17 protein-coding genes are annotated in these 18,070 nt (G+C 64.6%); 2 read left to right on the top strand and 15 right to left on the bottom strand.

Translation table 11 applies throughout. The features are described 5' to 3' along the window. Positions 1 to 47: 47 nt before the first annotated feature. Genes mazG through rlmD form a run of 3 tightly spaced genes read right to left on the bottom strand, consistent with a single transcriptional unit; the run spans position 48 to position 4,399 of the window. Positions 48 to 851, bottom strand: coding sequence for a nucleoside triphosphate pyrophosphohydrolase (mazG, locus tag AN401_RS02500; RefSeq protein ID WP_096778446.1), 804 nt, complete (start codon positions 849 to 851; stop codon positions 48 to 50). Between the two features lie 11 nt (positions 852 to 862). Next, positions 863 to 3,076: a GTP diphosphokinase gene (gene relA, locus AN401_RS02495; RefSeq protein ID WP_096778445.1), complete on the bottom strand. Its 2,214-nt coding sequence runs from the start codon at positions 3,074 to 3,076 to the stop codon at positions 863 to 865. Between the two features lie 9 nt (positions 3,077 to 3,085). Further along, positions 3,086 to 4,399 (bottom strand): 23S rRNA (uracil(1939)-C(5))-methyltransferase RlmD, encoded by a 1,314-nt coding sequence (gene rlmD / locus AN401_RS02490; RefSeq protein WP_096778444.1) that lies wholly within the window; start codon positions 4,397 to 4,399, stop codon positions 3,086 to 3,088. Positions 4,400 to 4,479: 80 nt separating this feature from the next. Here rlmD and barA point away from each other — a divergent pair, with 80 nt between their 5' ends. After that, positions 4,480 to 7,176, top strand: a complete 2,697-nt coding sequence (gene barA, locus AN401_RS02485; protein WP_096778443.1) for a two-component sensor histidine kinase BarA — start codon at positions 4,480 to 4,482, stop codon at positions 7,174 to 7,176. 94 nt (positions 7,177 to 7,270) lie between these two features. On the opposite strand, the gene pdxJ is transcribed toward barA, so the two are convergent. The 10 genes from pdxJ to rpoE all read right to left on the bottom strand — a co-directional run bounded on the left by pdxJ (position 7,271) and on the right by rpoE (position 15,660). Continuing rightward, on the bottom strand, positions 7,271 to 8,008 hold the full coding sequence (gene pdxJ / locus AN401_RS02480; protein ID WP_094038511.1) for a pyridoxine 5'-phosphate synthase: 738 nt from the start codon (positions 8,006 to 8,008) through the stop codon (positions 7,271 to 7,273). Continuing rightward, positions 8,001 to 8,708: a DNA repair protein RecO gene (gene recO / locus AN401_RS02475; RefSeq protein WP_094038512.1), complete on the bottom strand. Its 708-nt coding sequence runs from the start codon at positions 8,706 to 8,708 to the stop codon at positions 8,001 to 8,003. Before recO ends, pdxJ begins: the two co-directional genes overlap by 8 nt. Before the next feature lie 2 nt (positions 8,709 to 8,710). Further along, complete coding sequence (era, locus tag AN401_RS02470) at positions 8,711 to 9,613, bottom strand: GTPase Era (RefSeq protein ID WP_094038513.1); 903 nt, start codon at positions 9,611 to 9,613, stop codon at positions 8,711 to 8,713. Further along, positions 9,610 to 10,278: a ribonuclease III gene (gene rnc, locus AN401_RS02465; protein WP_254918194.1), complete on the bottom strand. Its 669-nt coding sequence runs from the start codon at positions 10,276 to 10,278 to the stop codon at positions 9,610 to 9,612. Before rnc ends, era begins: the two co-directional genes overlap by 4 nt. Then, positions 10,278 to 11,192 carry a signal peptidase I gene (gene lepB, locus AN401_RS02460; RefSeq protein WP_096778442.1) on the bottom strand — a complete coding sequence of 305 codons (915 nt, stop codon included), beginning with the start codon at positions 11,190 to 11,192 and terminating at the stop codon, positions 10,278 to 10,280. The genes rnc and lepB overlap by 1 nt, the downstream gene beginning before the upstream one ends. 2 nt (positions 11,193 to 11,194) lie before the next feature. Next, positions 11,195 to 12,991: a translation elongation factor 4 gene (gene lepA / locus AN401_RS02455; RefSeq protein WP_094038516.1), complete on the bottom strand. Its 1,797-nt coding sequence runs from the start codon at positions 12,989 to 12,991 to the stop codon at positions 11,195 to 11,197. Between the two features lie 80 nt (positions 12,992 to 13,071). Next, positions 13,072 to 13,521, bottom strand: coding sequence for a SoxR reducing system RseC family protein (locus tag AN401_RS02450; protein ID WP_096778441.1), 450 nt, complete (start codon positions 13,519 to 13,521; stop codon positions 13,072 to 13,074). Continuing rightward, entirely contained in the window at positions 13,518 to 14,489 is a 972-nt protein-coding gene (locus AN401_RS02445) for a MucB/RseB C-terminal domain-containing protein (RefSeq protein WP_094038563.1), read from the bottom strand. Before AN401_RS02445 ends, AN401_RS02450 begins: the two co-directional genes overlap by 4 nt. 18 nt (positions 14,490 to 14,507) lie before the next feature. Continuing rightward, a complete protein-coding gene (locus tag AN401_RS02440) occupies positions 14,508 to 15,065 on the bottom strand; it encodes a sigma-E factor negative regulatory protein (RefSeq protein ID WP_096778440.1) in 558 nt (185 codons plus the stop codon). Between the two features lie 16 nt (positions 15,066 to 15,081). Continuing rightward, complete coding sequence (gene rpoE / locus AN401_RS02435) at positions 15,082 to 15,660, bottom strand: RNA polymerase sigma factor RpoE (protein WP_094038519.1); 579 nt, start codon at positions 15,658 to 15,660, stop codon at positions 15,082 to 15,084. Positions 15,661 to 15,841: 181 nt separating this feature from the next. Between rpoE and nadB the strand changes: the two genes are divergently transcribed. Then, positions 15,842 to 17,458 (top strand): L-aspartate oxidase, encoded by a 1,617-nt coding sequence (gene nadB, locus AN401_RS02430; RefSeq protein ID WP_096778439.1) that lies wholly within the window; start codon positions 15,842 to 15,844, stop codon positions 17,456 to 17,458. On the opposite strand, the gene AN401_RS02425 is transcribed toward nadB, so the two are convergent. Then, positions 17,455 to 17,838 carry a protein YgfX gene (locus AN401_RS02425; RefSeq protein WP_094038520.1) on the bottom strand — a complete coding sequence of 128 codons (384 nt, stop codon included), beginning with the start codon at positions 17,836 to 17,838 and terminating at the stop codon, positions 17,455 to 17,457. The genes nadB and AN401_RS02425 overlap by 4 nt on opposite strands. Continuing rightward, positions 17,807 to 18,070 carry an FAD assembly factor SdhE gene (locus AN401_RS02420; RefSeq protein WP_094038521.1) on the bottom strand — a complete coding sequence of 88 codons (264 nt, stop codon included), beginning with the start codon at positions 18,068 to 18,070 and terminating at the stop codon, positions 17,807 to 17,809. The genes AN401_RS02425 and AN401_RS02420 overlap by 32 nt, the downstream gene beginning before the upstream one ends.

Here is an 18,070-nt window from a genome sequence, read left to right as displayed (position 1 = left end):
CATAAGTCGATCACGGGGCAAGCTTCGCAAAGGTCATCAACAGCTGTTCAGGACTCCTGCCGCTTGACCCGGTTCCAGTAACCGTCCAGCTCTTCCAGGCTGCAGGCCCGGCTGTCCTTGCCGTCGGCCCGCAGCGCCTGCTCCACCGCCCGGAAACGGCGCTCGAACTTGTCGTTGGCCCGGCGCAGCACCGCCTCCGGATCCTGCTTGAGGTGGCGTACCAGGTTGACGGTAGCGAACAGCAGATCGCCCAGCTCGTCCGCCACCCTGTCCTGATCCCGCTCCGGCTCGTCCAGCTCGGCCATCACTTCGTCCAGCTCTTCGCGGATCTTGTCCACCACCGGCGGCAGTTCACGCCAGTCGAAGCCGACCGCGGCGCAGCGCTTCTGGATCTTGGTGGCCCGGGACAGCGCCGGCAGGCTGCGGGGAATGTCGTCCAGGGCGCTGGTGGCAGCGGCGTCCTTGGCTCTTCGCTCCTCGGCCTTGGTGTTTTCCCAGTTGGCCTTGACCTGTTCTTCGCTGTCGAAGTCGGCGTTGCCGAACACGTGGGGATGGCGGGCCACCAGCTTGTGGCTGATGGACTGCACCACGTCGCCGAAGTTGAACAATGACTGCTCCTCCCCCAGGCGGGCATAGAACACCACCTGGAACAGCAGGTCGCCCAGTTCCCCGGGCAGCTCCGCCAGCGCCCCCCGCTCTATGGTGTCGGCCACCTCGTAGGCCTCTTCCAGGGTGTAGGGCACTATGCTGGCGAAGTCCTGTTTCAGATCCCAGGGACAGCCGTTTTCCGGATCCCGCAGCGCCGCCATGATGGCCAGCAGATCGCCGAGCGAGTAGTTGTAATGTTCCATCCTTGCTCCCGTTACAGCCGCTTGGCTTCCAGTATGTCCGGCAACTGGCTGATCTTGGCCAGGGTCCGGCTCAGGGTATCGATATTGTAGACCTCGAGCTCCATGTCGATGATGGCGGTCTGCTGCTTGCGGTTGGAGCGGCTGTTGACGCCCATCACGTTGATCTTCTCGTTGGCGAGGATGGTGGTGATGTCCCGCAGCAGGCCGGATCTGTCGTTGGCCACCACCCGCATGGTGAGGTTGTAGCCGCCGGAATAGTTCTCGCCCCAGACCGCGTCCACCATCCGCTCCGGGTGCTGGGTCGCCAGCTCCTTGAGCTGCTCGCAGTCGGCCCGGTGGATGGAGATGCCCCGCCCCTGGGTGATGAAACCGACGATCTCGTCGCCCGGTATCGGCTGGCAGCAGCGGGCGGTGTTGGTCAACAGGTTGCCCACCCCCTGCACCACTATATGGCCATGGGCCTTGTGATCCTGTGGCTTCTTCGCCGCCTTCTGCTCCAGCTGGCGCAGCACCTGCTCGTCCTGCTCGGCGCTGGTCGGCTTCTTGTGCTGCCCCTGCAGGTAATTGAGCAGCTGGTTGATGCGCAGGTCGCCGCCGCCGATGCCGGCCAGCAGATCGTCCAGGGTGGCCACGTTGAACCGCTCCAGCGCCTTCTTGTCGATCTGGGAGAAGGTCAGCCCCAGGCGGTCCAGCTCCTTGTCGAGCACCTCGCGGCCGGCGTGGATGTTCTTGTCCCTGTCCTGCTTCTTGAACCAGGTGGCCACCTTGGAGCGGGCCCGGCTGGTGCGCAAGAAGCCCTGGTTGGGGTTCATCCAGTCCCGGCTGGGATTGGGCTGCTTCTGGGTGATGATCTCCACCTGGTCACCGGTCTGCAACTGGTAGGTGAAGGGCACGATGCGGCCGTCGATCTTGGCGCCGATGCAGCGGTGGCCGATCTGGCTGTGGATGTAGTAGGCGAAATCGAGCGGGGTGGCGCCGGCGGGCATGTCCACCACTTCCCCCTTGGGCGTGAACACATAGACCCTGTCCTCGAACACCTGGCTGCGCAGCTCGTCCACCAGGGAGCCGCTCTCGGCCATGTCTTCCTGCCAGGCCAGCAGCTTCCTGAGCCAGGCGATCTTTTCCTCGAAGCCGCTCTGCCTGGCGGCGACGGCGCCTTCCTTGTACTTCCAGTGGGCCGCCACCCCCAGTTCCGCATCCTGGTGCATCTGATCGGTGCGGATCTGGATCTCCACCGTCTTGCCCTCGGGCCCGATCACCACCGTATGGATGGACTGGTAGCCGTTGGGTTTGGGATTGGCCACGTAATCGTCGAACTCCCGGGGGATATGGCGCCACTGGGTGTGCACCACCCCCAGGGCCGCGTAGCAGTCCTGCAGGTGCCTGGTCACCACCCGCACCGCGCGCACGTCGAACAGCTCGTCGAAGTCCAGGTGCTTCTTCTGCATCTTGCGCCAGATGCTGTAGATGTGCTTGGGCCGGCCGTACACCTCGGCCTCGATGCCCGCGTCGCGCAGCGCCGCCTTGAGCCCGGCGACGAAGTTGTCGATATAGGCTTCCCGCGCCAGCCGCTTTTCGTCCAGCAACCTGGCGATGCGCTTGTAGGTGTCCGGATGCAGGTAGCGGAACGACAGATCCTCCAGCTCCCATTTGAGCTGGCCGATGCCGAGCCGGTTGGCCAGCGGCGCATAGATGTTGGCGATCTCCTTGGCCACCAGCACCCGGGTCTCCTCGTCGGCGCTTTTCACCTCGCGCAGGCAGGTGATCCGCTCGGCCAGCTTGATCACCACGGCCCGTACGTCTTCCACCATGGCCAACAGCATGCGACGGACCCTGTCGACCTGGGCCTCGGAACTCTTGTCGCTGTGCACATGCTGCAACGAGCGGATGGCCTCCATGTCGGCCACCCCCTGCAGCAGGCGGGCGATATTGTCGCCGAAATCTTCCCGAGCCCGCTCCAGGCCGAGGTAACCGCTTTCCAGAAAGGGATAGAGCAGGGCCGCCTTGTGGGTATCCAGATCCATGCTCAGGGTCAGCAGTATGCCCACCATCTCCACGCCCTGGGCGTGCAGTCGCTGCTCCACCTCGGCGGGCGCCCCCAACCGGCGGCAATAGTCGTAGACCGCCGTCAGCTGCTCCCGCTCCCTGGCATCCAGCGGCAGGGCCGCCGCCCATTCCGCCAGGCTGAAGGTTGATCTGAGGTGGGTGTCGCGCACTGAAACCATAAGCGTCCCTTAACTGAGTTCAAACAAGGCCATCGCTTCGCAATGGGCCGTATGGGGGAACATATCAATGAGGCCGAGGCGGGCGAGCCGGTAGCCCCCCGCCAGCAGGGCCTCGCTGTCCCGGGCCAGGGTGGCCGGGTTGCAGGAGACGTAGAGCAGCCGCCGCGGCGAGAGCTTCAGCAGATAGGGCATCACCTGCTCGGCCCCGGCCCGCCCCGGATCCAGCAGCACGGCGCCGAAGCCCTGCCGGGCCCAGGACTCGGCGGTGAAGTCGGCGGCCAGATCGGCCCGATGGAAGCGGGCTCCGGGCAGGTCGTTGTCTTCCGCGTTGCCGCGGGCCTGCTCCACCATCTCCATCACGCCTTCCACCCCGACCACGGGATGTCCGGCCGCAGCCAGCGGCAGGGAAAAATTGCCCACGCCACAGAACAAATCCAGCACCGCTTGCCCGGGCTCGGGCGCCAGCCAGGCCAGCGCCTGACGTACCAGCTGTTCGTTGAGCCGGCCATTGATCTGGATAAAGTCCCCGGGAGTAAACGAAAGCTTAATATTATCTATTTGATAATAAAGCGGAAAGGGAACATGTAAAGGGCGCCGGCCGACATCGTCCTGTAAAAACAGCGCCAGTTCCCGCTCCTGGGCGAAGGCCAGCAGGCTGTCCAGATCCCGGTTGGACAGGGCGCCGCCGTGACGCAGCAGCAGGGCGATGCCTTCGGCCGCCTGGTACAGTTCCAGGTGGCCGAGCTGCCTGACCGCCTGCAGCCGGTTGAGCAGGGCACGCAGGGGCGGGATCAGGGCCGACAGGGATGGCGCCAGCACGCCGCAATGGTCGATCTCCACCAGTTCGTGGGACTGGTGCCGGCGAAAGCCCAGCGCCACCCCCTTGCCCTGGCGGCGGATCGCCAGCCGGGCCACCCGCCGGTAGCCCTGCCCTTCCCCCGTCAGCCATTCCGGTTCGGGCAGCGCCTCGACGCCGTGGCGGGCGAACAGCCGGGCCACGGCCCGGGCCTTGAGGGCCCGCTGGTCGACCAGCGGCACATGCTGCAGCGAACAGCCGCCGCACTGGGCGGTATAGGGACAAAAAGGCTTCTGCCGCTGCGGGGACGCCCGCAGCACCTTGGCCAGGCTGGCGGTCCGGTACTTGCTGTTCTGTCCGGTCAGCCGCACCCGCACCCGTTCACCGGCCAGCACGCCGGGCACGAACAGGGGCTTGCCCTGGTGGCGGGCCACCCCCACGCCGTGGGCGTTGAGCTCGAGCACCTCGACCTCGAGCGGCGCCTGGGCCTGGACATCGGGCTTTTTGACCTTGAAGAACTGAACCATAAAACGTGGAGCCCTCGAACCGGCTATGTCATCATAAGCATCTGTTGATTTGAGCGCGTATTGTCCCACATTCACCCACTATGACCAAATACGGCCTGCGAGCCCGGGTACTGGCCTTCACCATCATACCGACCCTGATCATCGGCATATTGCTGGCCGGCTATTTTTCCGTGAACCGCTACCAGCAACTGGAAGAAGCCCTGATCCGCCAGGGGGTCAACGTCATCGAGCCCCTGGCCCTGGCCAGCGAACTGGCCCTGACCGGCCGCAACCGGGAAGCGCTCAACCGCCTGCTCAGCAACATCCATCGCAACAACAGCCCCCTGGTCAAGTCCATCGCCCTGTTCGATCTGGAAGGCCGGCTGCTGGTCACCTCCAACTACCACCGCGACTTCAACGTCATGCGCCTGCCCGAGGGGCTGCCCCTGCCCCGGGTGACCCTGGTGGAAACCGGCCCCGAGGGCATCATACTGCGCACCCCGGTGGTAACCGACAGCATCCGCGTCGACGCCCTGTGGGAGGAGTCCTCCTCCACCCCCATCGGCTATGTGTCCATGCAGCTGACCAACGACTCGGCCATGCTGGTGCACTACCGGGACAGCTTCTTCGCCGGTCTCATCGTGCTGCTCGGGGTCTGCCTCAGCACCCTGTTCGGGGTGCGCCTGATCAAGGGGGTATCCCAGCCGATCACCGACATGGTCAGCGCCGTGTACAAGATCCGCGAGGGCCGGCTGGATACCCGGGTCAATGGCGAGTTCACCGGCGAGCTGGAGGTACTGAAGAACGGCATCAACGCCATGGCCAAGTCCCTATCGGAATACCATGACGAGATGCAGCAGAACATCGACCAGGCCACCTCGGATCTGCGCGAGACCCTGGAGCAGATCGAGATCCAGAACATCGAGCTGGACATGGCCAAGAAGCGGGCCCAGGAGGCGGCCCGGGTCAAGACCGAGTTCCTGGCCAACATGTCCCACGAGCTGCGCACCCCGCTCAACGGCGTCATCGGCTTCGCCCGCCAGCTGCAGAAAACCCGGCTCACCTCCAACCAGCTGGATTATCTCAAGACCATCGAAAAGTCGGCCCAGAACCTGCTCGGCATCATCAACGACATCCTCGACTTCTCCAAGCTGGAAGCCGGCAAGCTGAAGATGGAGCAGATCCCCTTCTCCCTGCGCGACACCCTGCAGGAGGTGATGACCCTGCTCGCCCCCAGCGCCCACGACAAGGGACTGGAGCTGTCGCTGCGGGTGGACGCGGCGGTGCACGACAGCCTGGTGGGCGACCCGCTGCGACTGCAGCAGGTGCTCACCAACCTGGTGGGCAACGCCATCAAGTTCACCGAGCAGGGCAACGTGGACGTGCGGGTCGACGCCCGTCCCGCCGGCCACCCGGACAAGGCCGGCCTGTGCATCCATGTGCAGGACACCGGCATCGGCATCTCCGACAGCCAGCGCCGCCAGCTGTTCCAGGCCTTCAACCAGGCCGACTCCAGCATCTCCCGCCGCTACGGCGGCACCGGCCTGGGCCTGGTGATCACCCAGAAGCTGGTGCACCAGATGGCCGGCGACATCGAACTCTACTCCGAGCTGGGCGCGGGCTCGGTGTTCAGCTTCACCCTGGAGCTGGGCCGGGCCGCCCTGCCCCTGGCCGAACCCCTGCCCCTGAGTGAGCTCGCCGACAGGACGGTGCTCTACCTGGAAGAGGACAACTTCAGCCGCCGGGCCACCACCGCCCTGCTGCGGGAGTGGGGGGTGCAGGTGCTGCACGAGCCCTATCCGGGCATGCCCATCGACTGCGCCCTGCTGGGCTTCGGCCCCCATACCCTGCCCAGCCAGATGGAGCAGAGCATCCTGCGGCAAAAAGAGTACGACAACAGGGTGGTGGTGCTGCTCAGTTCCACCGATCCCACCCTGATCGACGCCCTGCTCAAGACCGGTGCCAGCCACTGCCTGAGCAAGCCGGTGCACTACCAGAAGCTGGCCCACGCCCTGGTGGAGCAGGCCAGCCCGGCCCCCGAGGCGATGCTGCAGATCACCCTGGCCCCCCCTTCCCACAAGCAGGTACTGCGGGTGCTGGCGGTGGACGACAACCCGGCCAACCTCAAGCTGATCAGCGCCATGCTGAGCGAGCAGGTCAGCCAGGTGGAAAGCTGCACCAATGGGCGGGAGGCGCTGAACCTGGCCACCGTCAACCGCTACGACATCATCTTTATGGATATCCAGATGCCGGTGATGGACGGCATCCAGGCCACCCGCGAGATCCGCGCCCGGGGCGGCCTCAACGCCAGCACGCCGATAGTGGCGGTGACCGCCCACGCCATCGAGGGGGAACGGGACCGGCTGCTGCGCCAGGGCATGGACGACTACCTGGCCAAGCCCATCGACGAGGCCATACTGGCCCGCATCATAGAGCGCTTCAGCCACCGGCCACAGGCCCCGGGCCAGATCGACTGGCCCCTGGCGGTCAAACAGGCGGGCGGCAAGGAGCCCCTGGCGAAGGAAATGCTCACCCTGCTGCTGCAGAGCTTCGACGAATTCGCCCCCCTGCTGGACGCCGCCCTGTCCGGGGAGCTGGACGGTGAGCGGCTCTACCCGCCCCTGCACAAGCTGCACGGCGGCACCGCCTATTGTGGCGTGCCCCAGTTGCAGGCGCTGGTGGCCCAGCTGGAGCGGGCCCTGCTGGCCAAGCAGCCGGTAGAGGAGCTGGAGCCCGAACTGCTGGAGCTGGAGGAGCGGATGGGGCAGATCCGAGAAGAGGCGAAGGAATATTTATAATCCGGTGAGGGGTGAGGAGTGAGGGGTGAGGAGTGAAGGGAGGCGTGAGGAGAAGCCTCACGCCGCTCCCCTCACGCCTCACCCTGACCGACGATCAAACGCCCTGGCGGGCTTCGCGCATCAGCCGCTTCATGTCGCGTACCGCCTTTTCCAGGCCGTCGAAGGCGGCGCGGGCGATGATGGCGTGGCCAATATTGAGCTCCAGCATCTCCGGGATGGCGGCGATGGGCTTGACGTTGTGATAGTGCAGGCCGTGGCCGCCGTTGACCTTGAGCCCCAGATCATGGGCGTAGGAGGCGGAGGCGGCGATGCGCTTGAGCTCCGCCAGCCGCTCGGACTCGCAGGGCGCGTCGGCGTAGTGGCCGGTGTGGATCTCGATATAGGGCGCCCCGGCGGCCACCACCGCATCGATCTGGGCCTTGTCCGCATCGATAAAGAGCGACACCTTGATGCCGGCCTCGGTCAGCCGGGTCACCGCGTCCTTGACCTTGTCGAGCTGGCCGGCCACGTCCAGGCCGCCTTCGGTGGTGACTTCTTCCCGTTTTTCCGGCACCAGGCAGACGAAGGCGGGCTTGATGCGGCAGGCGATATCGAGCATTTCCTCGGTCACCGCCATCTCCAGGTTCATGCGGGTCTGAATGGTCTGAGCCAGGATCTCCACGTCCCGGTCGGTGATATGCCGGCGATCCTCCCGCAGGTGCACGGTAATGCCGTCGGCGCCGGCCTGCTCGGCCACCGCCGCCGCCTGCACCGGATCCGGATAACTGGTGCCCCTGGCGTTACGCAAGGTGGCGATATGATCGATGTTGACCCCTAAATACAATTCACTCACTGCGACTTCCTCTCTTTCCTTTGACAAACAGGGCCCGGCTGCGCAGGGCGCGTCCTCCCAGGTAGGGTCCCAGGGCCTGGCGGCTGAAGCGTTTGGCGGAGACCAGCACCTCGGCCCGGCCGAGTTCGAGCCCGGCCAGGGCGTGGAGGTGCTCCCCCGGGTAGGCGCCCGGCTCGGGTCCCTCCAGGGCCACGAAACCGGCCTCCGGCTGGTAGCGGTACCAGCGATCCGGCAGCACCGTCTCGCCGCTCAGGGCGTCCTGGGTAAAATCCACGCCGTAGCCCAGTATATTTAGCATATAAAACTCGAAATGACGCAGACACGGCTCTATTTCCTCGCCGTTCGCCAGCTTTTTCAGCGTATCCTGATAAACGTCGAACACCTCGTCGAACGGCGTCTGGGTTTCCAGCAGGTAATAGATGAGTTCGTTAAGATAAAGGCCGCTGTACAGGGCCGTCCCCGCCAGGCGGATGGCCGGGCCGGTGGCCTCGGCGCTGTGCAGGTTTTTCAGTTCGCCCTTGCCGGCGAAGCCGAGCCGCAAGGGCACAAAGGGCTGCAACAGCCCCTTGAGGGGAGAACGGGGCTGACGGCTGCCCTTGGCCACCAGGCTCTGCCGGCCCTGCTCCCGGGTGAACACCTCGACCAGCTGGCTGGTTTCCCGGTAGGGCCGGCTATGGATGACAAAGGCGGCCTGGGCCATGGTCAGTCGTCACCATACCCCAGGCTGCGCAGGGCGCGCTCGTCGTCGGCCCAGCCGGACTTGACCTTGACCCACAGTTCGAGGAACACCTTCTGCTCCAGCAACTGCTCCAGCTCGATACGCGCTTCGGTGCCGATCACCTTGAGCTTCTCGCCCTTGTTGCCGATCACCATCTTCTTCTGGCCGCTGCGCTCCACCAGGATGAGGCCGTTGATGTGCACCACTCCCTTGTCGTCCACCTGGTAACGCTCGATTTCCACCGTTACCGAATAGGGCAGTTCCTCGCCCATAAAGCGCATCAGCTTCTCGCGGATGATCTCCGCCGCCATGAAACGGGAAGAGCGGTCGGTGATGTAGTCCTCCGGGAAATAGTGCAGCGACGGCTTGAGCCGCGAGCGGGCCAGCTTGGCGATGATGTCCACGCCGGTGCCCTTCTCCGCGGAAATGGGCACGATGTCGGCGAACGCCATCTGCTGGGACAGCCACTGGATATGAGGCAGCAGCTCGTCCTTGCTCTTGACGTTGTCGATCTTGTTGATCGCCAGCACCACGGGGCAGTGCACCCGGCGCAGCTTGTTCAGCACCATCTCGTCGTCGGCGGTCCATTTGGTGCCTTCCACCACGAACACCACCATCTCCACGTCGCCCAGGGAGCTGGTGGCCGCCCGGTTCATCAGCCGGTTGATGGCCCGCTTCTCCTCGATGTGCAGTCCGGGGGTATCCACGTAGATGGCCTGGTAGGCCCCCTCGGTATGGATGCCCATGATGCGGTGGCGGGTGGTCTGCGCCTTGCGCGAGGTGATGCTCACCTTCTGCCCCAGCAGCTGGTTGAGCAGGGTGGACTTGCCCACGTTGGGGCGGCCGACGATGGCGATAAAGCCGCAGTAGGTTTGTTGTTCGGTCATAGCAGGGTATCCAGGGCCTGCTCGGCGGCGGCCTGCTCGGCCTTGCGGCGGCTGGTGCCCACACCAACCACCGGCTCGGGCAGGCCGTCCACCAGGCAGTGCACGGTAAATTTCTGATTATGGGCCTCGCCGATCACGTCCACCACTGTGTAGGTCGGCAAGGGCTTGCGCTTGGCCTGCAGCCATTCCTGCAGGCGGGTCTTGGGATCCTTCTGGTCCACCCCGGGCTGGATGTCGCTGAGCCGCTCGTCGTACCAGGACAACAGCAACTCGCGGATGCGTTCGATGTCGGTATCCAGGTAAATGGCGCCGATCAGCGCCTCCACCGCATCCGCCAGGATCGACTCGCGCCGGTAGCCACCGCTCTTGAGTTCGCCCGGCCCCAGGATCAGGTAGTCGCCCAACTCGAACTCCCGCGCCAGCTCGGCCAGGGTCTTCTCCCGCACCAGAGTGGCGCGCATGCGCGACATGTCGCCTTCGTTCACCTTCGGAAAACGATGGTAGAGGGCGTCGGCGATCACCATGCTGAGGATGGAATCGCCCAGGAACTCCAGCCGCTCGTTGTGGCGGGAGCCGGCGCTCCTGTGGGTCAGGGCCCGCACCAGCAGGGTTTCGTCACCGAAATCGTGGCCCAGTTTTTTCTGCAGAATGTTCAGTTTTTTCATCAATGAATGGCGCCTATGCGGCTGAAGCGCACGTCGCTCGGCACCCAGGCGGGCAACCAGCTGTCGGCGCTGCGTTCAAACTCAAAGCTTATCCAGATGGCCACCGCCCGGCCCACCAGGTTCTCTTCGGGCACGAAGCCCCAGAACCGGCTGTCGGTGCTGTTGTCCCTGTTGTCGCCCACCGCGAAGTAATGGCCTTCCGGCACCAGCCACTCGTCCCGGGCCGTGCCCGGCTGGCGATAGTACATGGAAATGCGGTCCGGCAGCAGCGGGTTGACCAGGATGTCGTGAGGCCGCTCGGTCAGGTGCTCCCGGTAGCGCTCGAGCGATATGCCCATCTGGGTAAACTCGCCGCTGCGCTCGAACTCCAGCGGCACGGGGGCGAAGTCGGGGCAGTCGTCGCCGTCGCAGGCCGGCTTGATAAACAGCTGCTTGTCCCGGTAGACGAGGCGATCCCCGGGCAGGCCGACGATGCGCTTGATGTAGTCGATGCGGGTGTCTTCCGGATACTTGAACACCGCCACGTCGCCCCGCTTGGGCTCACCGGTGGCGATCAGCCGGGTGTTGGTCACCGGCTCCTTCAGGCCGTAAGAGAACTTCTCCACCAGGATGAAGTCGCCCACCAGCAGGGTCGGCATCATGGAGCCGGAGGGGATCTGGAAGGGCTCGTAGATAAAGGAGCGCAGCACCAGCACGGCGGCGATCACCGGGAAAATGGACTTGGCCTGCTCGATCCAGCCCGGTGCCGCGGCGGCCCTGGCCAGGGCGGACCGGTCCACCTTGTTGCCGTGGGCCAGTTGGGCATCGGCAATCCTGCGGGCCCGCTGGGGGGCCCAGATCCACTTGTCACAGGCCCAGATGATACCGGTGACCAGGGTCACCAGCACCAGGATCAGGGCAAAGGTACTCGCCATGGCTACTTGTCCTTACCAACGTGCAATATGGCCAGGAAGGCGTCCTGGGGGATATCCACCCGGCCCAGGGACTTCATCCGCTTCTTGCCTTCCTTCTGTTTGGCCAGCAGCTTTTTCTTGCGGCTGACGTCGCCGCCGTAACACTTGGCGGTCACGTCCTTGCGCAGGGCCTTGACGGTGCTGCGGGCGATGATCTGGTTACCGATGGCGGCCTGGATGGCGATGTCGAACATCTGGCGGGGGATCAGCTCGCGCATCTTCTCCACCAGCTGGCGGCCCCGGAACTGGGCGTTGTCCTTGTGGGTGATGATGGCCAGGGCATCGACCCGGTCACCGTTGATCATGATGTCCAGGCGCACCATGTTGGCCGCCTCGAAGCGCTTGAAGCCGTAATCCAGCGAGGCATAGCCGCGGCTGGTGGACTTGAGCCGGTCGAAGAAGTCGAGTACCACTTCCGCCATGGGAATGTCGTAGGTCAGCGCCACCTGGTTGCCGTGGTAGACCATGTTGGTCTGCATGCCGCGCTTCTCGATGCACAGGGTGATGACGTTGCCCAGGTATTCCTGGGGTACCAGTATGTGGCATTCGGCGATGGGCTCGTGGATTTCCTCGATGTTGTTCACCGCCGGCAACTGGGAGGGGCTGTCGATATAGACGGTTTCGCCGTCGGTCTTGACCACCTCGTAGACCACGGTCGGCGCCGTGGTGATCAGGTCCAGATCGTACTCCCGTTCCAGCCGTTCCTGGATGATCTCCATGTGCAGCATACCGAGGAAGCCGCAGCGGAAGCCGAAGCCCAGGGCATTGGAGGTTTCCGGCTCGTAGAACAGGGAGGCGTCGTTCAGGGACAGCTTGTCGAGGGCGTCACGGAAGGCCTCGTAATCGTCGCTGGAGATGGGGAAGAGGCCGGCATACACCTGGGGCTTGACCTTCTTGAAGCCGGGCAGCGGCTTGTCGGCGCCATGCTTGGCCAGGGTCAGGGTATCGCCCACCGGCGCGCCGTGGATCTCCTTGATGCCGCACACCACCCAGCCGACCTCGCCGCAATTGAGGCCGTCGGTGTCCTTCTGCTTGGGAGTGAAGATGCCGATGCGATCCACGCCCCACACCTGGCCGGTGCTCATCACCTTGATCTTGTCGCCCTTTTTCAGGCTGCCGTTCTTGATCCGCACCAACGACACCACGCCCAGGTAGGAGTCGAACCAGGAGTCGATGATCAGCGCCTGCAGCGGCGCCTGCGGATCCCCCTCGGGCGCCGGTATCTTCTTCACTATGGTTTCCAGCACCTCGTCCACGCCCAGGCCGGTCTTGGCCGAGCAGCGCACCGCGTCGATGGCGTCGATGCCGACGATGTCCTCGATCTCCTGGGCCACCCGCTCCGGCTCGGCCTGGGGCAGGTCTATCTTGTTCAGTACCGGCACCACTTCCAGATCCATGTCCAGGGCGGTGTAGCAGTTGGCCAGAGTCTGTGCCTCAACCCCCTGGCCCGCGTCCACCACCAGCAGCGCCCCTTCGCAGGCGGCGAGGGAACGGGAGACCTCATAGGAAAAGTCCACGTGTCCCGGGGTATCGATAAAGTTGAGCTGGTACTGGTTGCCGTCTTTGGCCTGGTAGTTCAGGGTCACACTCTGGGCTTTGATGGTAATGCCGCGCTCCCGCTCCAGGTCCATGGAGTCGAGCACCTGCTCCTGCATTTCCCGGTCGGACAGGCCGCCGCAGACCTGGATCAGGCGGTCGGACAGGGTGGACTTGCCGTGGTCGATGTGAGCGATAACGGAGAAGTTACGAATATGCTTCATGATGCAATAAGGAGTCCGTATTCTGAAAAGCGAGAGTCAAGGGCGAGATTCTACTGGATTCGCGGGACCGTGGCCAATCCTTAGTCGATCCTGGTGGTCGGGATCAGGGCGCCCAGGATCACCGGCTCGGACAGGGGGCGGCCCGCTCGGCGGGACAGGCGGGATGCCAGCCAGAAGCCGATGCCGCCGCCTGCGGCGGCGCCCAGCAGGGTACCGCCATCGCCCATGTCCAACCCCAGGCTGGCCAGCAGGGCGCCGCCCAGCAGCAGCAGCAGCGGCAGCAGATACAGCAACAGGGCGCTGGTGATCAGGCTGTGCTCGGGAATGCCGATGCGCACCTGCTCCCCCACCTCGAATTCCTGGGTGGTGGCGATAAAGAAACGGTGCTCGCGCCCCGGCAGGGCCCTGGACACCAGGCCGGTGCCGCACTGGCTGCTTTGCCGGCATTGGCCGCAGGCGGACTGGCTGAAACAGGCGACCTCGACGCCGCCCTCGCCCACCGCCACCACGGTGGCCACCTCCTCGATCATGGCTTGACGGCCCTGGGCTGGATCGACTCGGCGATTCGGCGGGCGGTTTCGGCGGGAATGTCCCCGACCACGGTGATCTCCACCCGCGCCGGACTGACCAGGCTGACCAGGTGAGTGGCACCCTGGCGCACCAGCTGTTGCTGGGGTTCGGTACCGGCGGCGGCCTGGGCCACGTAGACGGAGATATCCACCACGCCGTTGGAGGCCATCAGGTAGTCCACCGGCTGTTCGGTCACCGGCAGCTTGTGCTTGTCCTGGGATTTCACCTCGAAGCCCCGGGGCAACCAGCCGGTCTGCCAGGGCAGCGGCTGCTGGGGTGCCGGGTAGACTTCGGCCAGGGACATGGCCGGGGGCAGGCTGGCGGCTTTCAGCTCGCGCAGAAAGGTGGCCGGCTCTTCGCTGATGCGCAGCGCCACCCCCATGCTCTGCTCCACCAGGCCCGCGTCCTTGTCCAGGGTATCCAGCTTGAGCAGCAGGCCGGATTCCTGATCCAGCCAGAGCACATAGCCGTAGTAGTGATCCGCCCTGGGCACCAGCCGCACCACCTGGGCCACCCGGCCCAGCACCCGGCTGCGCCCGGCGATCACCGCATCGTAGTGCGCCAGCAGTTCTGTCAGCGGCATCAGTTGCAGCCGGTTGAACAGACCGGGCAGGCGCGAACGCTTGAGGGTATAACCGTCGTGGCTGGCGTCGAGGAAGCTCACCTCGTCGTCCCGCTGCACGTATTCCCGCGGCCGGCCGTTGAGGTGGGTAAGATGGGTGATCACCTGGCCGTTGAGGTGGCCGCGGGTGAGGCGCTTGGGCTCGAGCTGCCCCTGGCTGGATTCAACCAGGGTCAGTTCGAAATTGAGCTGACGGTAGGCCTGCTGCATCTGTTGCAACAGGGTTTCGGCCGGCCCCGTCTCGGCCATGACAGAAGAGGACAAGGTCCAGGCCAGCGCCAGGACAACGGCACGCAGTCCACTCATGATCAAATCGGGTTACCTTCAGTTCTGGCGCAGCCGTTGCTGCAGCTCATGATCCATCAGCAGGGCATGGATCCTGCGTTGCTGTTCGAGCAGGGCCTGCTCGTTCAGGGACTCCCGTCCGTCCGCCTGATAGTTGAGGCTGACCGGCGCGGCGCCGCCGCTCAGGGGCACGGTATTGAGCACCGGCGCCTGGGGATCGTTCTGGCTGTATTGCTGCACCCCGAAGATCACCGCCGCCGACACCGAGGCCGCCACCGCAAACTGGCCGAGTTGGCGTCCCATGGGCGCCAGCCGCCCGAACAGGGGCCGCAGCACCCTGGCCTGGCGCGGTTCCTCCCCGGCCACCTTGGGGGCCGGCGCCGCCACCATGGCCGGCTCCTGCTCCAGGGCCGCGCTGATCTTGTCGCACAGATCGAGGTGCAGGTGCGCCGGCAATTCGTTGCGCATGGCATCGCCATAAAGATGATAACGACCGAAGGTGTCGGACAGCTCATGATCGCGCCCCAGTCGTTCCAACAGCACCTTGTCCTGGATTTCTCCGTCCACCAGTGCCGAGATGTGCTCTTTGTTCGCCATAAGACTTGTTCCCCGTTCAACCCTGAAGTAAAGGCTGGACCCGCTTGTCGATTGCCTCCCGTGCCCGGAAGATCCGGGAGCGGACCGTGCCCACAGGACAGTCCATCACGCTGGCAATTTCTTCATAGCTCATCCCTTCCAGCTCTCGCAAGGTAATCGCCGTTTTAAGATCCTCCGGAAGCGCATCAATGGTCTCGAATACCGCCCGCTTGATCTCGTCCGACAACATGAGGTTTTCCGGTGACGACAGCTCTTTCAGCGCCTCGCCACCGTCGTAATATTCCGCATCGTCAATTTCAACATCGGAGCCCGGAGGCCGCCGCCGCTGGGAGACCAGATAGTTCTTGGCGGTGTTCACCGCTATCCGGTACAGCCAGGTAAAAAACGCGCTTTCTCCCCTGAATCCGGGCAGGGCCCGGTAAGCCTTGATAAAGGCCTCCTGGGTCACGTCCGGCACATCGCCGGGGTTAGACACGTATCGGGACACCAGGTTCGCCACTTTATGTTGATATTTTCTTACCAGCAGACTGTACGCGTTCTTATCGCCACGCTGGACCCGTTCAACCAACTGCTGGTCCGTTAAATGATCGCTCATGCGAGCCGCGTAACCTCCGATTATTCCAGTGCCTTGCCACCGGCCCGTGATAAGCGCACCTTAGTAGACTCTGGGTGCGGGGAAAAGTTCTGAACTCATTTGAGAAAGATGATTCCGGCTGCGCCTGTGCTCAGCTTGGGATAACATAGAAATATTCTCCATTCCGGGCCAATGATACTTTATGAAGGATCCTGTTGAATACCTCTGCGACGTCCTCATCATCGGCAGCGGTGCCGCCGGCCTGTCCCTGGCGCTGAAACTGGCCGACCATGCCAGGGTGCACGTGCTCAGCAAAGGCCCGCTTGCCGAAGGGGCGACCCTCTACGCCCAGGGCGGCATCGCCGCCGTGTTCGACGAAACCGACAGCATCGAATCCCATGTCACCGACACCCTGATCGCCGGTGCCGGCCTGTGCGACGAGGAAGTGGTGGAATTCACCGCCCGCCAGGCACCCGGCGCCATCCAGTGGCTGATCGGCCAGGGCGTCCCCTTCGACACCGAGGAGTCGGCCGAGGGCGAGCCCTCCTATCACCTGACCCGGGAAGGCGGCCACAGCCACAGGCGCATCTTCCACGCCGCCGACGCCACCGGCCGGGCGGTGCAGATGACGCTCACCGAGCAGGTGCAGCGCCACCCCAACATCCACATCCTGGAGCGGGTCAACGCCCTGGATCTGATCACCACCGCCAAGCTGGGCCTGCCCGGCAACCGGGTGCTCGGCGCCTATGTCTGGAACCGCAACAAGGAGCGGGTGGAAACGGTGCGCGCCAAATTCATCGCCATGGCCACCGGCGGCGCTTCCAAGGTCTACCAGTATACCTCCAACCCGGACGTCAGCTCCGGCGATGGCATCGCCATGGCCTGGCGCGCCGGTTGCCGGGTGGCCAACATGGAGTTCAACCAGTTCCATCCCACCAGCCTCTATCACCCGGCCGATAACAACTTCCTGCTGAGCGAGGCCCTACGCGGCGAAGGCGCCCTGCTCAAGCGCCCCGACGGCAGCCGCTTTATGCCCGATTACGACGAACGGGCCGAGCTGGCGCCGAGGGACATCGTCGCCCGCGCCATCGACCACGAGATGAAGCGCCTGGGCGCCGACTGCATGTACCTGGACATCAGCCACCAGCCGGCCGACTTTATCGTCAAGCACTTCCCCACCATCCATGAGCGCTGTCTCAAGGTGGGCATCGACATCACCAAAGAACCCATGCCGGTGGTGCCCGCCGCCCACTACACCTGCGGCGGCGTCATGGTCGACCGGCAGGGCCGTACCGACATCGAAGGCCTCTACGCCATCGGCGAAGTGTCCTACACCGGCCTGCACGGCGCCAACCGCATGGCGTCCAACTCGCTGCTGGAGTGCATCGTGTTCGCCCGCGCCGCAGGCGAAGATATGCTGGCCAAGCTGGCGGACACCCCGGAGCCGCCCATGCTGCCCCTGTGGGACGAGAGCAAGGTGACCAACTCGGATGAAGAAGTGGTGATCCACCACAACTGGCACGAACTGCGGCTGTTCATGTGGGACTACGTGGGCATAGTGCGATCCGACAAGCGGCTGGAACGGGCCAAGCGGCGCATCGATCTGCTCAAACAGGAGATCCAGGAGTACTACGCCAACTTCCGGGTCAGCAACAACCTGCTGGAGCTGCGCAACCTGGTGCAGGTGGCGGAGCTTATCGTGCTCTCGGCCATGGAACGCAAGGAGTCCCGCGGCCTGCACTTCACCCTGGACTACCCGGAGCAGCTGGCCAATCCCAAGCCCACCATACTGACGCCGGCCAACTATCCGGCCGGCTAACCGCCGCTCAGCACCAGCCGGGACAGGCGCCGGAACACCTCGTCCGGCACCGCGTCCTGGAACAGCCAGAACGGCGGCCAGGGGTCGCCTTCCAGCACCAGCAGCAAAAAGCCGGGCCCGGCCCGGCTGTGGCGGGACAAAACCCCGCTGCGTCCATTGAGGCGGAGCACCCCCTGGTTGAACTCCCCCTCCAGCCGGTAGGCGCCCCCCCTGCGTCCCAGCCACCACAGTGCCAGCAGCCAGCCGGGCAGGAACCAGGGCAGCCGGTCCGCCGCCAGCCAGAGCGAGGCGGGCAGCCAGAGCGTGCTTGCCGCCGCCATCAGGTAACAGCGGTGCAGCAGCGACGGCTCAGCGCTGATTGCGAACCTGGTTGCGTTCAAGGATATAGCCCACCATGGCCTGCAACTCGGCGTCCTTGGAGCGGTCGTGGCCCATGAACCAGGCGAACAGATCCGGATCGTCGCATTCCAGCAGGCGCCGGAACACCGCCTTGCGGGCCTCGTCCAGGGCGTCGTACTCGTGCTCGACAAAGGGGGCCAGGATCACATCCAGCTCCAGCATGCCGCGGCGGCAGGCCCAGATCAGGCGGGGTTTATCGGAGGTATTGAGCAT

Origin of the sequence: Zobellella denitrificans, from assembly GCF_002407485.1 — a bacterium.
Lineage (GTDB): Bacteria > Pseudomonadota > Gammaproteobacteria > Enterobacterales > Aeromonadaceae > Oceanimonas > Oceanimonas denitrificans.
The sequence above is the reverse complement of the archived record's forward strand: the minus strand, read 5'-3'. Positions and strand labels throughout refer to the sequence as shown.